The sequence below is a fragment of the Lysinibacillus sp. NPDC093197 genome (assembly GCF_044754025.1).
Classification (GTDB): domain Bacteria; phylum Bacillota; class Bacilli; order Bacillales_A; family Planococcaceae; genus Lysinibacillus.
Window position 1 is genome coordinate 594,851 of record NZ_JBIVOH010000002.1, and the last position, 20,404, is coordinate 615,254.

Annotated in this window: 21 protein-coding genes and 1 riboswitch; of the genes, 6 read left to right on the top strand and 15 right to left on the bottom strand. The window is 36.4% G+C overall.

The annotated features are described in order from the left end of the window. Positions 1–11: 11 nt before the first annotated feature. Entirely contained in the window at positions 12–1,028 is a 1,017-nt protein-coding gene (locus ACIP9G_RS08805; RefSeq protein ID WP_401018819.1) for a thiazole biosynthesis adenylyltransferase ThiF, read from the bottom strand. Positions 1,029–1,135: 107 nt separating this feature from the next. Between ACIP9G_RS08805 and ACIP9G_RS08810 the strand changes: the two genes are divergently transcribed. From ACIP9G_RS08810 to moaC, 3 genes are read left to right on the top strand one after another with little or no spacing between them, the layout of a single operon-like run. Beyond that, entirely contained in the window at positions 1,136–1,630 is a 495-nt protein-coding gene (locus ACIP9G_RS08810; RefSeq protein ID WP_401018820.1) for a MogA/MoaB family molybdenum cofactor biosynthesis protein, read from the top strand. Further along, positions 1,627–2,223 (top strand): molybdenum cofactor guanylyltransferase, encoded by a 597-nt coding sequence (gene mobA, locus ACIP9G_RS08815; protein ID WP_401018821.1) that lies wholly within the window; start codon positions 1,627–1,629, stop codon positions 2,221–2,223. The genes ACIP9G_RS08810 and mobA overlap by 4 nt, the downstream gene beginning before the upstream one ends. Further along, positions 2,216–2,698, top strand: coding sequence for a cyclic pyranopterin monophosphate synthase MoaC (gene moaC, locus ACIP9G_RS08820; RefSeq protein ID WP_401018823.1), 483 nt, complete (start codon positions 2,216–2,218; stop codon positions 2,696–2,698). The genes mobA and moaC overlap by 8 nt, the downstream gene beginning before the upstream one ends. Before the next feature lie 49 nt (positions 2,699–2,747). On the opposite strand, the gene moaA is transcribed toward moaC, so the two are convergent. Genes moaA through ACIP9G_RS08835 form a run of 3 tightly spaced genes read right to left on the bottom strand, consistent with a single transcriptional unit; the run spans position 2,748 to position 4,943 of the window. After that, positions 2,748–3,764 carry a GTP 3',8-cyclase MoaA gene (gene moaA / locus ACIP9G_RS08825; protein WP_401018824.1) on the bottom strand — a complete coding sequence of 339 codons (1,017 nt, stop codon included), beginning with the start codon at positions 3,762–3,764 and terminating at the stop codon, positions 2,748–2,750. After that, positions 3,765–4,583: a formate dehydrogenase accessory sulfurtransferase FdhD gene (fdhD, locus tag ACIP9G_RS08830; protein ID WP_340825345.1), complete on the bottom strand. Its 819-nt coding sequence runs from the start codon at positions 4,581–4,583 to the stop codon at positions 3,765–3,767. Positions 4,584–4,595: 12 nt separating this feature from the next. Further along, positions 4,596–4,943 (bottom strand): Na-translocating system protein MpsC family protein, encoded by a 348-nt coding sequence (locus ACIP9G_RS08835; RefSeq protein WP_173478387.1) that lies wholly within the window; start codon positions 4,941–4,943, stop codon positions 4,596–4,598. Positions 4,944–5,518: 575 nt separating this feature from the next. On the opposite strand from ACIP9G_RS08835, the gene fdhF reads away from it, so the two are divergent. Genes fdhF through ACIP9G_RS08850 form a run of 3 tightly spaced genes read left to right on the top strand, consistent with a single transcriptional unit; the run spans position 5,519 to position 9,998 of the window. Next, positions 5,519–8,455, top strand: a complete 2,937-nt coding sequence (fdhF, locus tag ACIP9G_RS08840) for a formate dehydrogenase subunit alpha (protein ID WP_401018826.1) — start codon at positions 5,519–5,521, stop codon at positions 8,453–8,455. 4 nt (positions 8,456–8,459) lie between these two features. Continuing rightward, entirely contained in the window at positions 8,460–8,939 is a 480-nt protein-coding gene (locus tag ACIP9G_RS08845; RefSeq protein ID WP_401018827.1) for a helical membrane plugin domain-containing protein, read from the top strand. 12 nt (positions 8,940–8,951) lie between these two features. Continuing rightward, positions 8,952–9,998 carry an Mrp/NBP35 family ATP-binding protein gene (locus ACIP9G_RS08850; RefSeq protein WP_401018829.1) on the top strand — a complete coding sequence of 349 codons (1,047 nt, stop codon included), beginning with the start codon at positions 8,952–8,954 and terminating at the stop codon, positions 9,996–9,998. A 48-nt stretch (positions 9,999–10,046) separates the two neighbouring features. Here the strand turns inward: ACIP9G_RS08850 and ACIP9G_RS08855 are convergent, their stop codons facing one another. The 11 genes from ACIP9G_RS08855 to ACIP9G_RS08905 form a co-directional block, all read right to left on the bottom strand. After that, entirely contained in the window at positions 10,047–10,337 is a 291-nt protein-coding gene (locus ACIP9G_RS08855) for a hypothetical protein (RefSeq protein WP_401018830.1), read from the bottom strand. Positions 10,338–10,458: 121 nt separating this feature from the next. Further along, on the bottom strand, positions 10,459–11,586 hold the full coding sequence (locus ACIP9G_RS08860) for a CamS family sex pheromone protein (protein ID WP_401018831.1): 1,128 nt from the start codon (positions 11,584–11,586) through the stop codon (positions 10,459–10,461). 280 nt (positions 11,587–11,866) lie between these two features. Beyond that, positions 11,867–12,409, bottom strand: a complete 543-nt coding sequence (locus ACIP9G_RS08865) for a GNAT family N-acetyltransferase (RefSeq protein WP_401018832.1) — start codon at positions 12,407–12,409, stop codon at positions 11,867–11,869. Between the two features lie 269 nt (positions 12,410–12,678). Further along, positions 12,679–13,116 (bottom strand): dUTP diphosphatase, encoded by a 438-nt coding sequence (gene dut / locus ACIP9G_RS08870; RefSeq protein WP_401018834.1) that lies wholly within the window; start codon positions 13,114–13,116, stop codon positions 12,679–12,681. Between the two features lie 11 nt (positions 13,117–13,127). Continuing rightward, complete coding sequence (gene nrdF, locus ACIP9G_RS08875; RefSeq protein ID WP_340825359.1) at positions 13,128–14,096, bottom strand: class 1b ribonucleoside-diphosphate reductase subunit beta; 969 nt, start codon at positions 14,094–14,096, stop codon at positions 13,128–13,130. Next, the gene (gene nrdE, locus ACIP9G_RS08880; protein WP_401018835.1) at positions 14,084–16,177 is read right to left on the bottom strand and encodes a class 1b ribonucleoside-diphosphate reductase subunit alpha; all 2,094 of its coding nucleotides are present in this window, start codon (positions 16,175–16,177) and stop codon (positions 14,084–14,086) included. Before nrdE ends, nrdF begins: the two co-directional genes overlap by 13 nt. Beyond that, entirely contained in the window at positions 16,174–16,533 is a 360-nt protein-coding gene (gene nrdI, locus ACIP9G_RS08885; protein ID WP_401018836.1) for a class Ib ribonucleoside-diphosphate reductase assembly flavoprotein NrdI, read from the bottom strand. Before nrdI ends, nrdE begins: the two co-directional genes overlap by 4 nt. Beyond that, the gene (locus tag ACIP9G_RS08890) at positions 16,530–16,754 is read right to left on the bottom strand and encodes a glutaredoxin family protein (RefSeq protein ID WP_173478376.1); all 225 of its coding nucleotides are present in this window, start codon (positions 16,752–16,754) and stop codon (positions 16,530–16,532) included. Before ACIP9G_RS08890 ends, nrdI begins: the two co-directional genes overlap by 4 nt. A gap of 119 nt (positions 16,755–16,873) precedes the next feature. Continuing rightward, positions 16,874–17,050, bottom strand: a riboswitch (cobalamin riboswitch). Between the two features lie 539 nt (positions 17,051–17,589). After that, positions 17,590–18,498, bottom strand: coding sequence for a ferrochelatase (locus ACIP9G_RS08895; RefSeq protein ID WP_401018837.1), 909 nt, complete (start codon positions 18,496–18,498; stop codon positions 17,590–17,592). Between the two features lie 89 nt (positions 18,499–18,587). Next, on the bottom strand, positions 18,588–19,376 hold the full coding sequence (locus tag ACIP9G_RS08900; protein WP_401018838.1) for an ABC transporter ATP-binding protein: 789 nt from the start codon (positions 19,374–19,376) through the stop codon (positions 18,588–18,590). Beyond that, positions 19,363–20,391 carry a FecCD family ABC transporter permease gene (locus tag ACIP9G_RS08905; RefSeq protein ID WP_401018839.1) on the bottom strand — a complete coding sequence of 343 codons (1,029 nt, stop codon included), beginning with the start codon at positions 20,389–20,391 and terminating at the stop codon, positions 19,363–19,365. Before ACIP9G_RS08905 ends, ACIP9G_RS08900 begins: the two co-directional genes overlap by 14 nt. Between the last annotated feature and the right edge of the window lie 13 nt (positions 20,392–20,404).

Sequence of the window (20,404 nt, forward strand, 5' to 3'; positions counted from 1 at the left end):
TACACACTCCTTTAACCTAATAAACGATAGTAAATGGTTTTAGCTTTTTGTATATCTTGTACACCATGAATTACAACTCGCCCATCTTGGAAAATGACGATTCGGTAATCGTCAGCTTGGCAAGAAAGCAAATAAGGATTCATCTGAATTTCACCGTAGGCGCGAAGTTGGTTTGCCAACTGCTCGAATTGATAGTGAATCGGCTTTGGCGGTCGAATTTGGATTGCATCCCGTCCACAAAGTATTTGTAATTTAGTTTGATTTTCATAGGATAAATAAGGATATGTTGGGTGATTACCACAAGATGGACAATCGGACTGCCTTATTTTATCTACATTGATTTCATAGTGTTGATTTTGCCAAACATCAAACGTTAAGTAGCTTTTTCTTAATGCTTTCTCATCACCAACAAGCAATTTTAAAACTTCTGCCACTTGATAGGCAGCAACAATTTGGACCGTTGGGCTAATAATTCCTACCGTATCGCAAGTCATCCCAGTATGGGGCATTACTTTTAATAAGCAATGCAAACAAGGTGTTTTGCCAGGTACAATCGTATAAGTCGCACCATAACTTCCAACACAAGAGCCGTAAACCCAAGGAATACTATATTTTTGAGCAAGGTCATTCATAAAAAAACGAACATCAAAATTATCAGTCGCATCGACCAACACATCTACATCTTTTAACAATGGTAGCAGCGACTCTGTACAAGCATCCATAATGACGGCATTGATTTCTACTTCTACATTAATTTGTTGGAGACGATTTTTAGCTGCAATGACTTTCGGCATTTTCTCTTGTGCATCTAGCTCTGTATACAATTGTTGTCTTTGTAAATTACTCCACTCTACATAATCACGGTCAATGAGTGTCAGTTTGCCAATACCCGCACGCACAAGCGCTTCAGCACTAGCACTCCCTAATGCACCCGCACCTATTATTAGGACGTGTTTTTGTTGGATAGAAGCTTGCCCTGTTTGGCCGATAGGATTAAATAATTGTTGTCTAGAATATCTATTTTGCATAAGTATATGGCCTTTCTTTCTATGAATTTTCGTTTGACCTTTTCATTTATAGCATTATAATAAAGGCAATGTTTTTAAGTAAAGCACGTTCAAAGGAGGTCTTTACTGTGCATCCCACACATCATCAGCAACCAATACAAGTTGCTATTTTAACGGTCAGTGACACACGCACAAAGGCAGATGATCATGCTGGACAGCGTATTCAATCATTACTTCAAGAAGCTACATTTGACGTTGTGGACTATCAACTAACAAAGGATGAGCCACTGGATATCGCTAGTCATGTAAAAAAATGGTGCAGTGATTCAACAATTAATACCATTATCGTCACGGGTGGAACAGGTTTTACACCAAGAGACCAGACTTACGACACCATTTTGCCTCTTTTTGAAAAAGAAATGATGGGGTTTGGTGAATTATTTCGAACACTCAGCTATGAAGAAATTGGCCCAAGAGCGATGTTTAGTCGTGCTACTGCTGGGAGTCTTCAACAAACAGCCATTTACGTTTTACCAGGCTCTACAAATGCGGTGACACTGGCTATGACGAAGCTCATATTACCTACTGTCAAACATTTTGTTGGTGAGTTGAATCGCTTATGAAAATGAAAATTGCTGGTATTGTATTAGCTGGCGGTCAATCCTCTCGGTATGGTAAACCTAAAATGTTTGAGATGTTTGCTGGGCAACCTTTATATAAGCATAGTCTCATAGCGTTGCAAAAAAATCAGCTATCCCCTCTCATTATTGCTACAAATGCGCACTTACAATATCAGTTTGAAAAGGAAAACGTCCACTGGATCATCGAAAAGCAACTACATCAAGGGCCCCTTTTTGCCTTGCATCATATTATGACAGCCTATCCTGATGTGGAATGGTTTTTTGTCGTAGCAAGCGATATGCCTTATATGAATGCTGGTTTTATCCAAAAAATGGTCACCTTCATTAATGACGATTATGATGCGATTGTTCCTTTACAAGCGCTACGCGATCAACCATTAGCTGCATTATATCGCCGTACAGCTTTATCCAAGGCACAACAATTAACGGAACAAAACAAACGAAGTATGAAAGTGCTGTTAGCGCAACTACGGGTTTGTTATGTTCCTTTTGATGATGATAACTCAACATTTATCAATATTAATGCACAGCAAGATTGGTCAAAAACAAATAAAAAGGAGTCTAACAATGAATAATTTTACACACTGGAACGACGAAGGTCGTCCTAAAATGGTTGATATTTCAGAAAAGGAAATCACGACACGTACTGCAATTGCTCGTAGTATCATAACTTTATCTGATGTTGTCTATGAAGCCATCCAACAAGGTGACATTAAAAAAGGTGATCCAACTCAAGTTGCTCAAATTGCAGGGATTATGGGTGCAAAAAAAACCGCAGATATTATTCCCATGTGCCATCCCATCATGCTACAAGGCACAGATTTTCAATTTCATTATGAAAAGGCAGAGAATGGCTATGAGCTCCATATCCAAGCTACGGTCAAATGTAGTGGGAAAACTGGTGTTGAAATGGAAGCCCTCACTGCTGTGTCTATTGCAGCATTAACTTTTTATGATATGTGTAAAGCAGTTGATAAAACAATGGTCATTAAAGAAACCTATCTTGTTGAAAAAACTGGTGGGAAAAGTGGCACTTTTGTGCATAAATAAACAGAAAAATTCGGCATTATTTTGCCGATTTTTTCTGTTTTTTTATACGCTACCCTCCAATATGAGACATTTCAATTTTTGAATTTTTCCTTTTTGCCATTGTTTGCTCATTACGTTCATCTGAATAACGATCATCTCTTGTTTCCCATACTTTTGTAATACATTTGATAATGGCAGCATCATCTTGCCCTGATCGTAACAGCTCTCTTAAATCCGTGCCTTCTGTTGCAAATAAACAAGTGTATAATGTTCCTTCTGCCGAGAGACGAGCACGTGAGCAACTGGAACAGAAAGAATCCGTAACAGACGAAATTACGCCAATCTCACCTTGTGCGTCTTGATATTGATAACGGGTTGCCACTTCCCCTTTGTAATTTGGCGCTGCTGGCTGTAACGGTGAAAATTGATGAATTTGCTCAATAATGTCCTTTTTGGACACAACATCATCTAAGCGCCAACCATTTGAATTTCCTACATCCATATATTCAATAAAGCGTAAAATATGCTGTTTTTCTTTAAAAAATTGTGCCATTGTAACGATATCTTGATCATTCTTTCCTTTTTGCACAACCATATTAATTTTCACTTGTAAACCCGCTTCTGCAGCTTTTTCAATTCCTTCTAACACCGTTAATACTTTGCCACGACGACCATTCATCTCAGAAAAGCGCTCATCATCCAGTGAATCGAGACTAATGGAAACGCGAGATAAGCCAGCTTGTGCTAATGGTTGTGCAAATTTTTTTAATAAAGAACCATTTGTAGTTAATGCAATATCTTCTACACCTTCTATGCGGTGAATGCGCGCAATTAATTCAGGTAAGTTACGACGAAGTAAGGGCTCTCCGCCTGTAATCCGCACCTTTTTCACATTTAAAGAAACAAAGATTTTTACTAATCGTTCAATCTCATCAAAAGTTAATATTTTATTAGACGGTAAAAATGCGTAATCTGGACCAAATACTTCAGCTGGCATACAATAGCGGCAACGAAAATTACAACGATCTGTTACGGATATTCTTAAATCTCTTAAAGGTCTATTTAATTGGTCTTGTAGATCATGCATTTAATCTCCTTCTTTCAGTGAATTGTGAGCAGGTAATAGGATACGTTTTGGATGTGTATAAATATTCAGGGTATGTTGTCGGATAAATCCTACCGTCGTAATGCCAAGTTGCTCTGCTAATTGCAATGCTAATTCAGTTGGTGCTGATTTAGATAGTACAATTTCACAGCCTATTTTGGAGACTTTTAGTAAAATTTCAGACGATATCCGTCCGCTAAAGACGATGATTTTATCTTGCATACTAATATTGTTACGGAGGCAATAGCCGTAAATTTTATCTAACGCATTATGACGTCCTATATCCATGCGACTTAAGACAATGCCATTGACATTACATAGTGCGGCATTATGCACACCACCCGTTTTCTTAAAAATATTTGCACCGTCCTGCATCTCATGCATTAAACGAAAACAATCCTCGGTCGTCATTTGCACATGAACATCTTCCATTTTTTTCGCTACTAATGCATCATTGGTAAATACAAATCCTTGCCGACTCATGCCACAACAAGAGGTAATATAGCGTTTATTTTGCGTCTGTTGGTAATAGGGATTGACATGTTTTGTTTTAATATGCACAAAGCCTTCTTTCTCTTGGTGCCAAATTTCCTCAATATCCTCAAAGCTACGTATCACTCGTTCAGAAGCTAAGTAGCCGATAACCATATCTTCCACATACTCTGGTGTACAAACCATCGTAACAAACTCTTGCTGATTAATTTTTACAGTCACAGCGTATTCTGAGACGATTAAATCATCTATTTCTTTTACTTGCTGGCCTTCTACACGCGTAATTTTCCTTGTTATTGCTCGATCCATAAGGCATCCCCTTTACACACTGATATTTTTTTCAAAAACAAAGACGGAAATCGCAAAATCCTCTTCAATTTTAATATCTGAAAATAAGTGCAGTAATTTGCTGCCTATCAATTCTTCCATTCCCTCGGGTGGTGATTGTGTATATAAATCCTGAATCATACTCGTCCTTGCAGCATGTACCATCTTTAGCCCTTCGGGTGTACTGGCAATAAATTTTTCCGTCGGTGTGATATTTCCGTATAAAGTCGATACAGCCATATTCTCAACAAAAACAGTATGAATACGCTCTGGTCCTTTTCCAAATACTTCTTTTCTTAACTTTCGAATCATATCATTAAATTCATGTATTTTTTTAGACATAGCAACGATTCTCCCATCGTAAATAAACTTTTTTTATGCAAATTGATATGAGGTCACCCTTACAGTTTGTTAATGATATAGCAACTTGAAAAAAATTAAAAGAGATAATATTTTTTGATAATCATTCTCATTTAATAAATTTTATGATTAATATTGTTCATTTTGAAGGATACGTCTATAATAATACATATCACAAATGGAATTGATTTATTTTAATCCCTATCTCACGATGTTGCATAGTGTTTTTAATATTTGAATTCTATTGTTATTTAAAATAAAAGTAGATTGAGTTTTTAGCAAGACCTGCTAAGAATTTTATCCACCATGAATGATTAGCATGTTTTGGACATGTAATTTCATGGTGGATTTTTTTATTTTTCTAAAAAACGAGACATGGATAATTTGTTATAATCTAGAAATTAAACCTATTTCGAGGTAGATTAAAGAACAATAGGGAATTACAATAATAACAAGACAATCGCTTCAAAAATAACCAACTCGATTTGTTATTCCCTTTTGTCTTTAGCCGTAACAAGTTGTCCTATAAGTCTCAAAGTGAATAGGAGGAAGTTACCTTGACTCAAATTAAAATTAATGGCGCTCCATATGATGTAAAAGAAGGAGCTACAATCCTTGATACCATTAATCAACATGCCATTCCTCATCCTCAGATTTGTCATGTGCCTGCTGTAGACCCAATTGAAACATGTGATACTTGTATTGTGGAGGTGAATGGCCAATTAGTTCGTTCCTGCTCCACAAAGGCAGTAGACGGCATGAATATTTTATTAACTTCCGACAAAGCAAAAGCTGCACAAACAGAAGCAATGGACCGTCTACTCGAAAACCATTTATTGTACTGTACAGTATGTGATAATAACAATGGAAATTGTACATTACACAACACAGCCGAGTTAATGGAAATCGAGCATCAAAAATATTCGTACACGCCCAAAGTTGAACCACATGAAGTGGACATGTCGCATCCATTTTACCGATATGATCCCAACCAATGCATTGCATGTGGGCAATGTGTAGAAGTTTGCCAAAATTTACAGGTGAACGAAACATTATCACTCGATTGGGAAGCAGAACGACCACGTGTAATTTGGGATAAAGGTGCTGCCATTAATGATTCTTCCTGTGTAAGTTGTGGTCAATGTGTAACCGTTTGCCCATGTAACGCCTTAATGGAAAAATCCATGCTTGGAGAGGCTGGATTTATGACTGGTTTGAAACAGGATATGTTAGATCCAATGATCAGTTTGATTAAGGAAGTTGAACCGGGATATAGCGGTATTTTTGCCGTTTCTGAAGTGGAAGCAGCCATGCGTAGTAAACGCACTAAAAAAACGAAAACAGTTTGTACGTTCTGTGGTGTAGGTTGTTCATTCGAAGTATGGACAAAAGACCGAAAAATTTTAAAAGTACAGCCTTCCGATGGTCCAGTAAATGCGATTTCGACTTGTGTCAAAGGGAAATTCGGCTGGGATTTCGTCAATTCAGAAGAACGAATTACAAAACCACTTATACGTAAAAATGATGAGTTTGTTGAATCATCATGGGATGAAGCACTGGATCTAATTGCAACAAAACTTGGTGGTATTCAACAACAATATGGTCCTGGTTCTGTCGGCTTTATCTCTTCATCTAAAATTACAAATGAAGAAAATTATTTAATTCAAAAAATGGCTCGTCAGTTATTTGGAACAAATGACGTCGATAATTGTTCTCGTTATTGTCAATCTCCTGCTACTGATGGTTTATTACGTACAGTAGGTTTAGGCGGTGACGCTGGTACGATCAAAGATATTGCCAAAGCTGGTCTTGTCATTATTGTTGGTGCTAACCCAGCTGAAGGTCATCCCGTTTTAGCAACACGTGTGAAACGTGCGCATAAATTACATGGTCAGAAATTAATCGTTGCCGATATACGTAAACATGAAATGGCTGAGCGTTCCGATATCTTTATGCGTCCAAAACAAGGTACTGACCAAGTTTGGTTAATGGCAGTTACCAAATATATCATAGATCAAGGATGGCATGATGAAGCCTTTATTCGAGAAAATGTCCTTCATTTTGATGATTTCAAACAAGTACTTGAAACATATACACTTGATTATGCGCAAGAAATGACTGGTATTACGAAAGAAACATTGATTGAAGTTGCTGAGATGATTCGTGATGCAGACGGTACATGCGTTCTTTGGGGCATGGGTGTAACACAAAATACTGGAGGTTCATACACATCAGCAGCTATTTCAAATTTACTATTATCAACTGGTAACTATCGCCGTCCCGGTGCTGGGGCCTACCCTCTTCGCGGTCATAACAATGTTCAAGGTGCTTGTGATATGGGAACATTACCAAATCTTTTACCAGGCTATCAAAAAGTGACTGATGATGCGGCACGTGCAAAATTCGAAAAAGCTTATGGTGTTCCTATTCAGTCCCAACCAGGTCGTACTAATATGCAAATGTTAGATGCCATTATGGAAGGTAAAATGAAAGCGATGTATTTAGTGGGCGAAGATATGGCGCTTGTTGACTGTAATGCCAACCATGTAGATGAGGTCCTTTCACAAATTGAATTTTTTGTAGTACAGGATTGTTTCCTATCACGTACAGCACAATATGCAGATGTTATTTTACCAGCTGCCCCTTCCCTTGAAAAAGAAGGTACATTTACAAATACTGAACGTCGCGTTCAGCGCCTGTATCAAGTTTTACCAACACTTGGTGAATCAAAAGCAGATTGGGAAATCCTTCAAGCCGTAGCACGTCGATTAGGAGCAGATTGGCATTATGATCATCCAAGTGATATTTTTGATGAAATGGCGAGCCTGTCTCCTCTATTTTCACAAGCTAACTATGATGTCTTAGAAGGCTGGGGTAGTTTCTGTTGGGGTAGCCACGATGGTAAAGATACACCGTTATTGTATGAAGACGGCTTTAACTTCCCTGATAAAAAAGCGCGTTTTGCTTTAAATGATTGGGTACAACCAGTTGAATTTGAGGCACAATACGATTGTCATATTAACAATGGTCGTATGCTTGAACACTTCCACGAAGGAAATTTAACAAATAAATCGAAAGGTATTCAATCAAAGGTACCTGAGATTTTCGTTGAAGTCTCACCAGAATTGGCAAAAGAACGAGGCATTGAAGATGGGGCCCTACTCCGTTTAGTATCTCCATATGGCGCATTAAAGCTAAATGCCCTTGTTACAGATCGCGTACAAGGAAATGAATTATTTTTACCAATGAACTCTGTTAGCAAAGATTCAGCTATCAACTTCTTAACTGGTCCTGCAGCAGACGTTAATACATCAACACCAGCTTATAAACAAACAAAAGTACGAGTAGAAGTGCTAAAAGCAAAAGGCAAAACACCACTTCCTCGCACTAACCCTCGCTATAAAAAGCGTCATCCTCAAAATGGTGTTGAGGTACAACGAAAATGGAATCGTCCTGGCTACGTTCACTTAACAACCATAAACGAAAGAGAGTGAGAGCATGGCTGCACCCATTACAAATATAAAAAAACAACAAGTAACAGAAGAACAGCTAAAGGAACAAAAATTAGAAAATCTCAAACAACTGCTTTCTGATCAAGAAGAAGCGGTCAATCAAGTGTTGCTTATTATGGCTGAATTAAATGATATCGGTGCATTAGAAGCAGCAATGAAGCTACTAGAAGCTAAAGAAGAAGTCGCCCATGTTGCACTTGGACAATTAACACGTAAACCTGTAACTAATATCATTAATAATTTAATGGGTGTTGCGGGAGCATTGACGGAGCTAAGTCCTGAAACAACGACTAAGCTGATTGATGGCTTAAATTCAGGTTTAGAGGAAGCCAACAAAGCACTTGAATCCGATGAAAAAGTAAGTGCCTTTAAGCTTGTAAAAATGTTAAATGATCCAGATGTCAATCGTGCGCTCAATTTTGGGGTCCATTTCTTAAAGGGACTTGGCAAAGGTTTAAAAGAATAAGGTGGTTCTGTTATGTTAGTACAAGAAGATGTAATCAACGCATTACAACAAGTTCAAGATCCTGAGCTTCATCAGAGTATCGTCACATTGAATATGGTGCGCAATATTCATATACATGACACCCATCTATCACTGGATATTATTTTAACGATTCCAGGATGTCCGTTAAAAGCGAAAATCAAGCAAGATGCGGAGGAAGCATTACAAGCGATTGGTGCAACCAGTGTTGCCATTACCTTTGGCGCTATGACAGATCAGGAACGTCGTGCATTAACCGCCTCTTTACAAGAGAAAAATGTTGATGCACAAGGCATGCCGCACATGTTGCAGCTTAATTCTGGTGTGCAATTCATTGCTATCACAAGTGGCAAAGGCGGTGTTGGGAAATCGACTGTTACGATTAATTTAGCGGTCGCTCTTGCCCGTCTTGGTAAACGTGTTGGCATACTTGATGCTGATATTTATGGCTTTAGTATTCCTGCTATGATGAACATTGACCAAAAGCCTACTATGCTTGATCAAACAGCGATTCCAATTGAAAGTCATGGGGTTAAATTGATGTCGATGGGCTTTTTCACAAATGGGAACCAGCCTGTTATGTGGCGTGGTCCTATGCTTAACAAATGGATTCGTAATTTCCTTGTCAATACGTTATGGGGCGATTTGGACTATCTTTTGATTGATTTACCTCCAGGAACTGGGGATGTGGCCATTGATATGGCAGCGATGATTCCACAAGCACAAGAAATCATCGTGACAACACCGCATCTTGCCGCGTCTCACGTCGCATCCCGTGCAGGCTTGATGGCACAACATACGAAGCATACTATACTTGGTGTAGTAGAAAACATGGCTTATTTTGCAGGGGCAGATGGTCAAAAAAACTATCTATTTGGACAAGGTGGAGCCGAACATTTGGCAGATTTACTGCAAGCCCAAGTAATAGCTCATATTCCTTTCGCCCAGCCTGAAGAAAATACAGGCTCTTCGGTATATGATGAAGAAACAATTATCGGCGAAATATTTACTCAGCTAGCAGAAGATTTACTATATTATTAAACAAAAATCCCTTGATTTGCTTTTACACAAATCAAGGGATTTTTTCTGTCACAAATAGCCCGCCTTTTTTAATACTTGCATGAAATAAAAACGATACGTATTTTGCACAAATGTCTCTAAAGAAAGCCCTACATTCACCTGATATTTCGTAAAAATAAAATAAAACCGTTTATCCCATTTTAAACGTAATAACGCTCCTGCATCTTCACCATACTTCGCTGTAAATTCCACAATTAAAGGCTCAATCATCTCATAACAATAGTCTTTTAAATTCGCTAGTGCTTCAATATCTTTATCCCTTTGAAAGCGAATAATCCATCCCACTAATTGCTCATTCATGTCCGAACGTCATCCTTTTATATAGAGTTTCTTCCTATTTAATAATACTCTTTTTTTATGGAGCCGAAAAGTGAACAAAACTTAGCCCGTTGAATTATCAGAATTGTTTGGGTGACTGGCACTATATTGGGGTTGCGAAAATTTGTTTTTCTTCTGGATCCCATAAAACAATTCCAACATCTTGTTTTTGATCGACAATACGAATCGTAACAGGAACATAGTCAAATAAAATAGAATTTAATTTTGTACTAATAAACTGCAAAAGGCCAATCAATTCCGTATCATTTATTAAAGGTGCATGTACCTCTATTTTTATATCTGCTAATTTTCCATCTTCATATCGAAGCTTTCCAAATGCTTTTGGATTTAAATGTTTGAAATTCTTTTGTATTTCTTCTTTAAAACTTAATAATTTATTATATGTATCTTGATCCAAACTATATAAGGCATCGGAAGGGAATGTGTAATCTTTCTTATCTATGTCAGTCCATTTATCTATTTTATCCTTGCTCTCTGCAATAAAGGTTTCAGCTAAAAAAATGCCTGGAAGTATATCATTTTTATTGGATTCTTGATACAACGTTAAATAGATTGGAACATTAGGCATTGCTTCATTTTTTCTGATATCTTTTACTATTGCTTCAGCTATTTTTTTACCATAATTACCTACATCATTTACATCATCGTTATTATTATCAACTTTCACTTGGTCTGTATAAATTAAGCCTTTATCATCAGATACTCGTATGTCATAATATTCATTTAACGATATGGCTAATGCTATCCCTTCTATTTTCCCACTTTTTTTGTTAATGTAATTTTGTTCTAACACATGTGATAAAATTAGCGGATTCGCTTTTTCATCCTCTAAAACATTACCAGTACTATTTTCTATTGGTGGATTTAAACCTAAGCCTTCTTCAGTTTTCCTAGCTAACCATTGCCTAATCATATTTTTATCTAAATATTGGCCTTCCTGCATATAAAAACTACTTGGCGAAAAATAATTTACTGATAAATTCATTAACCCCTTCTCAATTTCATTTATATTTAAAGTATTATTCATATTACTAACAATTAATCCTCTGGCAACATTCAATTTAGCAGGCTGTTGAATTTCGTATGTTTCCTTTTTCTGAATTGAAGAAATATACATTTTCTCTTGATTATTATCGTCTTCATCTTCACTACAAGCAGCTAAAAAAAATAAGGGTGATATTAATAATAGTGCACTTTTTCTTATATCCATGTCTATAATGCTCCTTTCTTATGGTTATATTATGAAAATCTTTCACTACTATCGTCATACCTTATATTACCATAAGTTCTATTAATATTTATATTAAAGACTTTATATATTGCAAACGCTATTTGTTATTTAAAGAAGGTGCTAAACGTCCAGTTGCTAGCAAATAAAACAATCGTTTTACTGTTATTTAAAGTGCATTTTTCATCCAAAATGGAGTTTAATCTACATACAAAAAACCCTATAAAAATACAGGGTCTTTGTAAACGATTTATATCAATAATTAACTCTCACTCATAAAGGCTTTTGAATAATTTACTGTTCCTTGAACATTAGTCAAAGAATCTTTCGTCAGTTCAATTGCCATAAATACTTCATCTGGCACTTCAAAAGGTGCTTTTATATTCCATAAACTTGCCTTTTTAAATCCGAATTTCGGATAATAATCTTTGTGTCCTAAAACGATTACTGACTGAAAACCAAGCTCTTTTGCACGTTTTAAGGCTGCATTAATTAATTGACTACCTACACCTTTCTTGTGGTGTTCAGGTGCGACTGCAACAGGAGCAAGTGCTAAAGAATCTACAGTTAAATTAGAAGCGACAATTGTTATTTTAGATAAAAGAACATGACCAATAATTTCATTCGTTTCCTGATCTATCGCTACTAATGACAAGTCAGAAACAAAAGCATCTGATTGTCTAATTTTATTCACAAGAAAATGCTCTTGTTTGTCACTTTGTTCTACATTTAAAAATGCCATTTTGACAACATCTTCAATTTTTTTGCAATCTGAAGGTTGTTCTTGCCTAATTTTAATATTCATATACTCTCCTATTTTAAAAAAAATTCGAAATTACCCTTAATAATAATTATTAAGAAAGTTTACACCCCAGTAAGAAACATAAGTTAATCAAACAAAAACCTCCAATTTAATATGAGCCTATTTTATTTCAAATTTATATGGCAAGTCAAACATGCTATTTTTTCGAACTAAATAAGTAACTGTGAAATTGTGTGTAAATTGTGTGGGTGACTGGCACTCCTACAAAAAAAATTAAGTTCGGTACTGTACCGAACTTAATCCTTACGAACTTATTTTGTTCCGCTTGCTCCAAATCCAGAAGCTCCACGAACAGTTTGAGATAATTCATTTACTTCTAGCAGTTGAATAGAAGGGACAATTTGGATTACCATTTGGGCAATGCGCATTGATTTCTCAACGATAAATGTTTCTTTACCATGATTAATTAAAATAACGCCAATTTCGCCTCTGTATCCTTCATCAATTGTACCTGGACTATTGAGAACAGTTACACTATGTTTTAATGCTAGTCCACTTCTTGGACGAACTTGTGCTTCTGTTCCTTTTGGTAATTCAATTTGTAAGCCTGTATTTATTAATCTTGCTTCTCCCGAAGGAATTTCGACTGCTTCAATTGAATAAAGATCCATTCCCGCATCACCTGGATTTGCTTGCAAAGGTAGCAATGCATCAGCATGAATTCTTTTGATTTTTACGTCTAAGTTCATTATTTTCATCCTTAACGATTAAATTTAAATGTGTCATCTGTAATTGGCGCTACTTTTGCTTTTGCGTAAGTAGAACCCTTTTGTGAAAAGAAGTCATATGTTGAACCTTCATTGCGAATACCATTCATAACGATAGGATTAACTTCTTCTTCCGGGAACATTGGGTCAAATCCAACATTCATTAACGCTTTATTAGCATTATAGCGAACGTAAGCTTTTACTTCAGGCGATAAACCTGTTTCAGCATAAATATCCTCTGTATAATTCATTTCATTTTGATATAAATCAAGTAATAATTCATAACCCCATAATGTTAGCTCTTCTTGCTTTTCCTTAGAAAATTGCTTATATAAATTTTGAGCAAAGAAGCCTACTGCCACACCGTGGATGGATTCATCGCGTAAAATAAGAGAAATAATTTCTGCACTATTGCGAAGAAAGCCTTGCCCTCCTAAGTATAATGGGTAGAAGAAGCCAGAGTAGAAAAGGAATGATTCTAGCATAACGGACGAGAACATCGCTTTCCACAAACTTTCTGAATCCCCTTCTTCAATACTATTATAAATATCTGCAATTTTATTAGCCTTATATTGTAGATATTCATTTTTCTTTACCCATTCAAATAGCGCGTCAATTTCTTCATTTGTACAAAGCGTTGTGAATATATATGAGTAAGATTTTGCATGTATCGCTTCAAATGCATCAAATACAGTAAGAACAGCCTTTTCTTGAAGATCTGTTGTAAAAGCAGCAACACGGTTCATCCCAATATTTGTTTGAACTGTATCAAGTAATGTTAAGCCTGCAAATACTTTCTTATACGTATCTTGGTGCTCGAAGTTTTTCCACTGTTGGATATCCTTACTTACTGCAATTTCTTCTGGAAACCAAATTTGTTTCCATTGTTGGTCCCAAAATACTTGTGCTAGTTCACTCGTTGACTTATTCCAATTGACCGCTTCGTAAATTATATTTGACATGCGACACACTCCTCTAAGCTTTGCAAACGTTGACGGACATAATAAACAGATTTAATTCCTTTTACCCAAGCATAAATATAAATTTTAGCCAACTGTTCCGTTGTCCAGTTATCAGTTACATACAGCGTCATCGAAATACCTTGGTCTACATGTTTTTGAGATGCTGCATATAAATCGATTAAATCATATGGATTCACATCATATGCTTCAACATATAAATGACTGTTATCATTTGTTAAATGTGGCATTGGATAAATTGTTCGACTATCCGCATAATCACGTACCTCTACGCGCTCAGTACTTGGTGCAATCGAAGCTGTACAGCTACGAATGTATGAAATACTACCAGTTGGTGCAATAGCTAGACGATAAGAATGGAATAAACCATATTGCATGACATCCTGTTTTAATGTTTCCCACATTTTTGATGTCACAATTGGAATATTTCCTAGTGCTTTTAATACAACAGGTGAGAGCTCTACTTCGATTTTGTTTACATATTGATCAAAATAAACGCCTGAAGCATAATCACTATCCTCAAAACGGTAGAAAGTTTCGCCTCTTTCCTTAGCAATCTCCATAGATGATTTAAGTGAATAATAGTTCATTGCTTCCATAAAGCTGTCCATAAAATCAATCGAATCCTTTGAACCATACATGATTCCTTCTGTAACAAGATGGCCATGTAAATTCATACAACCAAGCCCTACCGAATGCATTAGTTTATTTGCTTTAGCTACAGGCGGTACATTCGTGATGTTCGTCATTTGCGACACATTCGTTAATAAATGCATTGCCGTATCAACTAATGTTCCAAAATCATTTACTTTACTTGCGGCATGAATATCAATTGAACCTAGGTTACACGATACATCCAGCCCGTATTCATTTGGTTCATTTTGGTCAGAAATTATACTTGTTTCTTGTACTTGTAGAATTTCTGTACATAGGTTTGACATTTTTACACGGCCTATATTTTTAAGTGGATGTACATCGTTGACATTATCATCAAAAATTTCGAAAGGATAGCCTGATTCAAATTGGGCTTTTTTCACTTCTGTATAAAGTCGACGAGCATTCAAGCGTTTAATTTTACGGATATTCGGGTTATCTAGTAACTCGTAATACATCTCAGTAATTGAGATTTCAGACATCCGTTTACCATATTCTTTATAAATATCATATGGGCTAAACAACACAATATCTTTATCACGTTTCATAAGTTCAAAGAAAATACTTGGAATAATAATACCTGTTGATAGTGTTGCTAGACGGATTTTATCATCCGCATTTGGCTTTTTCGATGAAATAAAATTTTCTATATCTGCGTGGAAAATATTTAGATAGACAACGCCAGAGCCGTTTCGTTGTCCAAGCTGATTCGAATAGCTAAAAGAATTTTCTAAAAGTTTAGCAACTGGGATAACACCACTTGCACGATTTAAAATTTCTTTAATTGGATCACCTAATGGACGTAAATCTGTTAAGTTTACCCCCACTCCACCTCCAAGGCGAGATAGCTCCAAACAATAACCAATATTTTCAGCAATACTATTCATTGAATCGTCCATTGATAGTTTAAAGCAGCTTACTAATTCGCCACGCGCTTTTTTCCCACTGTTTAATGCAGTTGGCGTTGCTGGTTGGTACGCTTCCATCATTGCCTCAACAGAACGTTCTGCTAACACAGTGTTCCCTTGTGCTAAATATAAAGCGATGATAACAATACGATCTTCATATTTTTCTAAAATTTCTTCTCCGTCACGACTTTTCATTGCGTAGCTATCATAAAATTTACTCGCACTCATAAATGAAGGGAAACGGAAATTGTAATCGTATGCTTTTTTGTATAGATGTTTAATAAAATCTATATCATACATGTCGATAAATTGTTTCTCATAGTAACCCTCATCGACTAAATAGCGAATTTTTTCTTCAATATCAATAAAATAACGTAGACGCACATTTACATATTCTAAAAAATAACGGCGTGTTGCTTCACGGTCCTTTTCAAGCTCTAATTGACCTGTCGTGCTATAGCGATTAAGCACCTCATTATTAAGCTTTAAATATGTTTTCATCCCTTCACCCTCGTTTCATAAAACATTTGTATTACTTCATAATCAGCCTGATATCCCCGTAAATCTAATTTACATACTAACGGGACCTTATAGGCTTCTGCAATTTTCTCACCAGCTCCGCCAAACACATGATGTCCAAAATTACTATTACCACTAACAGCTACTCCCTTGCAAAATTCCTTGTTTTGCTCTAAAAAGCGGGCTACTTTTGCAGGAATATCACCTAAGCCGTCTGTGTATGTAATTAAAAGATAGGGCTCAGTCAACAATAATCCATCATAAATTTCAATTGACTCACCATCTAATTTAGTAACAATACTTCGCACATTACCTGTACGACTGGCATAAACGATCATATTGCAATCATCTCAATTTGAGAAACAATTTCTTTGACATCTCCTATAAATGTGTCATTTACTTCAAGAACAGGCACACTTAAAAAACCTGCGTCCATAATTTTTTGTTTTGCTTGTTCGTCATGATCAATATTCACAATTTCTGCCTCAAGTCCTGCACGTTGTAATTCCGATTTGACCCAAAGACATTTTGGGCATATAGTTTTAGTATAAAGTTTCATTTTAAATTCCCTCTTTTCATAATATAAAAAGGCTATCTCTCGGGAGAGACAGCCTAAGTTAGAAACGTAAAAAAGCCAAAGAATAGTCACGTCCCCATTTCTTATTCCCCGAAGAAAGGTTGATTTGTTTTATGATAGGCAGGTCTCCTGGCTTTGCTTCATTCTCTGATATCCTTCCCATACCAACGCACAGTGGATTAAATCATCGTCAGCTTAACAGTTGCGGGGACAGCGTCGGATATACCGAACTTCCCTATTAAACTACATATAGTAGTACCTACATAAAACGAACACAATATATTGTTATTGAACACAATTAAGTGTACCATCCTTCAAGTAAAAAGTAAATCCAGAAAAGTGAATTCTTTATAGTGTAACTTTTCATTATATTCTTTAGGAAGAACAAACTGTTAATAAATGAAAACGACTAGCTAGTTAAGCATAATAAACAACATAGTTAGTAGTTCCAAAGAATTATAGCTTGATTTATAGAGATTATTCATAGAATCTCAAGGAATTATTATGCTACCTACTGCAGCCTATATTAAACTGAAGATTATATTTAATATACTTCTTAATATAAGTTTATATCTGTTAAACCATTTTAGCCACTATCGTAAGCCCTATTACTTTTTAGAAAAAAGATTTTAAAATGAACCTGCCGTATGTTCGATTTCATTTTTAATCATTTTGTAGCGATCAAACCTGTCTTTGTTGTTTTGCACTCGTTTGCTTTTCTAATTAAAAACAAATAGCCATCTGACATCAATGAAATCTCGACATCAGATGGCAATATAAGTTTTAAGCATGACTACACGTAATGGTACCGACTAGCTCAGTTATGAGCTGGAATAAATGACTCGACAATGGCAGCTAAAGCTTGAATGGTATCATAGCTATCACCTGGAAACTCCGATTTGGCAAATTCTACTTGAAGTTCCTCACATAATCTATGACATTCATATCCGACTTCAAAATAAGACTCAATATCCGCTGAAAGGGAAAGGAGCTCACAAGTGACGATACCTTGAGCACCCTCGCCTTGTAATGAATTAATTTTATCTTTTACATTTGGACCTAGCCAGTCACCTTTCCCATGACCGCTTCGATATGTAATATGCCAGTTATCAATTTGAACTGCTTTTGAAATGGCTTCGGCTAATTCGGAAAACTGACGTACATAGTTTTCGTTTTTTTCGGGATCAATTGGTTGACTATGGACGGTATATAAAACATGCGTCTGTGCTCGTTTTTCAACTGGAATCCATTCAAATGCACGTTGAACACGATCTTTATATACAGCAAGTAATTCATCGTTTAAATGCCAATTTTTCGCATGAATGACCTTAACGTCATGAGAAGCTAATAACGTACTAACTTCATCATGAAACGCTGCAGCACCTGTAGACATAATCGGATTTACAGGTAGCGTAATAAAGGTTGTAATACCATCTTCAAGCATTGTGTCAACAACATCTGGAATATAAGGTTCTGTATGTTTGTATGCATTATATACTTTTACAGGCTGTGTTAAGCGATTCTGTAAAGAATGTTCCAGCCCTTTAGCAATACGCCCCGTATTTGCTGCTAATGGATCAACACCGCCTAATTTTTTAAATTGTGCCGTAACGTTTTCAATCACGTGTGGTGGTGGTGTTTTACCTTTCATTATATGTGTAAAATAAGGTGTTACATCGTCTAAAGATTTCGGTGCGCCATAAGCGTAATAAATTATACCAATCATATTTTAAATCTCCTTTTCTTCATTATAATAAGTTAATTTTTATGGGTGTTGTAGTTGCTGCATATTTCTACCCGAAACATGAGCTTTCATCATTTGCAAGAACTTGAGCACAATTTTACCGGGGTAAAGATTGGATTTCCATCTTGCATATAAATTTCAGCATCAATTTCAAAAATTGTTTGAAACATTTCTTTACATAATACACAATGTGGTGAATCGTCGTAATGTATTTTTCCTTTCTTTAGTACAATCAGCCGTTCACTATTTTGTGCAGCTTGGTTAATATCATGTAACACCATAATAACGGTCATATTGTATTTATGATTTAACTCTTTTACAAGCTCCATCACTTCTAATTGATGTGCAATATCTAGATATGTTGTTGGTTCATCTAGCAGTAACACTTTAGGATGCTGCGCTACAGTCATTGCAATCCAAGCACGTTGTCGTTCACCTCCAGACATCGAAGGCAGAACACGATTTTGCAAGTCTTTCAATCCAGTTACATCAATCGCCCAATCGACAATTTCTTTATCCTCTTTTGACAGGACCGTCTTCCCTCCGCTATGCGGATGACGCCCAAACTCTACTAACTCGCGCACTGTTAAATCTAATTGATGACTATTCATTTGCGGGAGCATCGTTAGTGTTTTAGCCACTTCTTTCGACTTCATTTCATGAATGTTTCGTTCATCTAAAAATACTGTACCACTATTTGGTTTTAAAAGACGTGAAATCACACGTAATAATGTTGATTTCCCCGAGCCATTTGGACCTATTAAACTAACAACTTCTCCTTCATTGATCTTCAAGGTAATATCATCTAACTTGAACTTGGTGAACTCATGTTGATATTGAATGTGCTCAGTTCGTAGCAATGGAATTCCCCTTTCTATGAATTAAATAAAGGAAATACGGCCCACCAATAAATGCTAGTAAAATGCCAACAGGAAACTCAATAGGATCAAATACTGTTCTCGCAATTGTATCAGCGAAAACAACAAGTAAGCCACCAGCTAAAGCTGAAGTAGGTAGTAAATATTTATGATCTCCACCGATAATTAGTCGTAAAATATGCGGTACAACCAAACCGACAAACCCAATTAATCCGGCAACACTTACTGCTATTCCTGCTAATAGCGTACTTAATGCAATTAAAAAGAATCGACTTCGTTCAACATTGTGCCCTAAAAGGCTTGCCATTTCATCTCCTAGACGCATAATACGAATATGTTTAATTGCATAAAAGGATAATACAATTGCTACAAGAACATAGTAAATAATCATTTTAAACTGCACCCAACCAACACCAGTCAAACCACCAGACAACCATGGCAGGACAGATTGTACACGATCGCTATACAAAATCATAAGTGCATTTGTTCCTGCACCACAAAGTGCATTAATGGCTACCCCTACTAAAATAATTCGCATTGGGGATGTACCACCCTTTTTCACCGATAAAGAATACACTATCATTGCGGCGACAAAGGCACCTAAAAAAGCTGCAATAGGTAAGTATATGATATAGCCAGGAAAAACAACCATTACTGCCACTGCCATAATTCCAGCGCCAGAAGTAATTCCAATAACCCCTGGGTCAGCTAATGGATTTTGCATGACACCTTGTAAAATCGAACCTGCAATAGCCAAACAAACGCCTATAATTATACCCGTTAATATACGGGGCATACGGATTTCCCACACGATTCGTCGTGCCATCGTATCTTCTGAACTAAAAATTCCATTAAACACTTCACTTACCGAAAACGAAACTTGCCCGATCATAAGGCTACCAACACTTACTATAATCAACAGGATCGGTAACATAATGAGAGCCATTCTTCGTTTTTTAGCAAGAGGGTGTGCATATTTTTCCTCTTCTACTATCATTCGTCATTTCCCC

What these genes read in the sequence shown, in the direction of transcription:
- ACIP9G_RS08805 (WP_401018819.1), bottom strand. Translation starts at nt 1,028, where the DNA reads ATGCAAAATAGATATTCTAGACAACAATTATTTAATCCTATCGGCCAA.
- mobA (WP_401018821.1), top strand. Translation starts at nt 1,627, where the DNA reads ATGAAAATGAAAATTGCTGGTATTGTATTAGCTGGCGGTCAATCCTCT.
- moaC (WP_401018823.1), top strand. Translation starts at nt 2,216, where the DNA reads ATGAATAATTTTACACACTGGAACGACGAAGGTCGTCCTAAAATGGTT.
- moaA (WP_401018824.1), bottom strand. Translation starts at nt 3,764, where the DNA reads ATGCATGATCTACAAGACCAATTAAATAGACCTTTAAGAGATTTAAGA.
- fdhD (WP_340825345.1), bottom strand. Translation starts at nt 4,583, where the DNA reads ATGGATCGAGCAATAACAAGGAAAATTACGCGTGTAGAAGGCCAGCAA.
- ACIP9G_RS08835 (WP_173478387.1), bottom strand. Translation starts at nt 4,943, where the DNA reads ATGTCTAAAAAAATACATGAATTTAATGATATGATTCGAAAGTTAAGA.
- ACIP9G_RS08845 (WP_401018827.1), top strand. Translation starts at nt 8,460, where the DNA reads ATGGCTGCACCCATTACAAATATAAAAAAACAACAAGTAACAGAAGAA.
- ACIP9G_RS08850 (WP_401018829.1), top strand. Translation starts at nt 8,952, where the DNA reads ATGTTAGTACAAGAAGATGTAATCAACGCATTACAACAAGTTCAAGAT.
- ACIP9G_RS08855 (WP_401018830.1), bottom strand. Translation starts at nt 10,337, where the DNA reads ATGAATGAGCAATTAGTGGGATGGATTATTCGCTTTCAAAGGGATAAA.
- ACIP9G_RS08860 (WP_401018831.1), bottom strand. Translation starts at nt 11,586, where the DNA reads ATGGATATAAGAAAAAGTGCACTATTATTAATATCACCCTTATTTTTT.
- ACIP9G_RS08865 (WP_401018832.1), bottom strand. Translation starts at nt 12,409, where the DNA reads ATGAATATTAAAATTAGGCAAGAACAACCTTCAGATTGCAAAAAAATT.
- dut (WP_401018834.1), bottom strand. Translation starts at nt 13,116, where the DNA reads ATGAACTTAGACGTAAAAATCAAAAGAATTCATGCTGATGCATTGCTA.
- nrdF (WP_340825359.1), bottom strand. Translation starts at nt 14,096, where the DNA reads ATGTCAAATATAATTTACGAAGCGGTCAATTGGAATAAGTCAACGAGT.
- nrdE (WP_401018835.1), bottom strand. Translation starts at nt 16,177, where the DNA reads ATGAAAACATATTTAAAGCTTAATAATGAGGTGCTTAATCGCTATAGC.
- nrdI (WP_401018836.1), bottom strand. Translation starts at nt 16,533, where the DNA reads ATGATCGTTTATGCCAGTCGTACAGGTAATGTGCGAAGTATTGTTACT.
- ACIP9G_RS08890 (WP_173478376.1), bottom strand. Translation starts at nt 16,754, where the DNA reads ATGAAACTTTATACTAAAACTATATGCCCAAAATGTCTTTGGGTCAAA.
- ACIP9G_RS08895 (WP_401018837.1), bottom strand. Translation starts at nt 18,498, where the DNA reads ATGATTGGTATAATTTATTACGCTTATGGCGCACCGAAATCTTTAGAC.
- ACIP9G_RS08905 (WP_401018839.1), bottom strand. Translation starts at nt 20,391, where the DNA reads ATGATAGTAGAAGAGGAAAAATATGCACACCCTCTTGCTAAAAAACGA.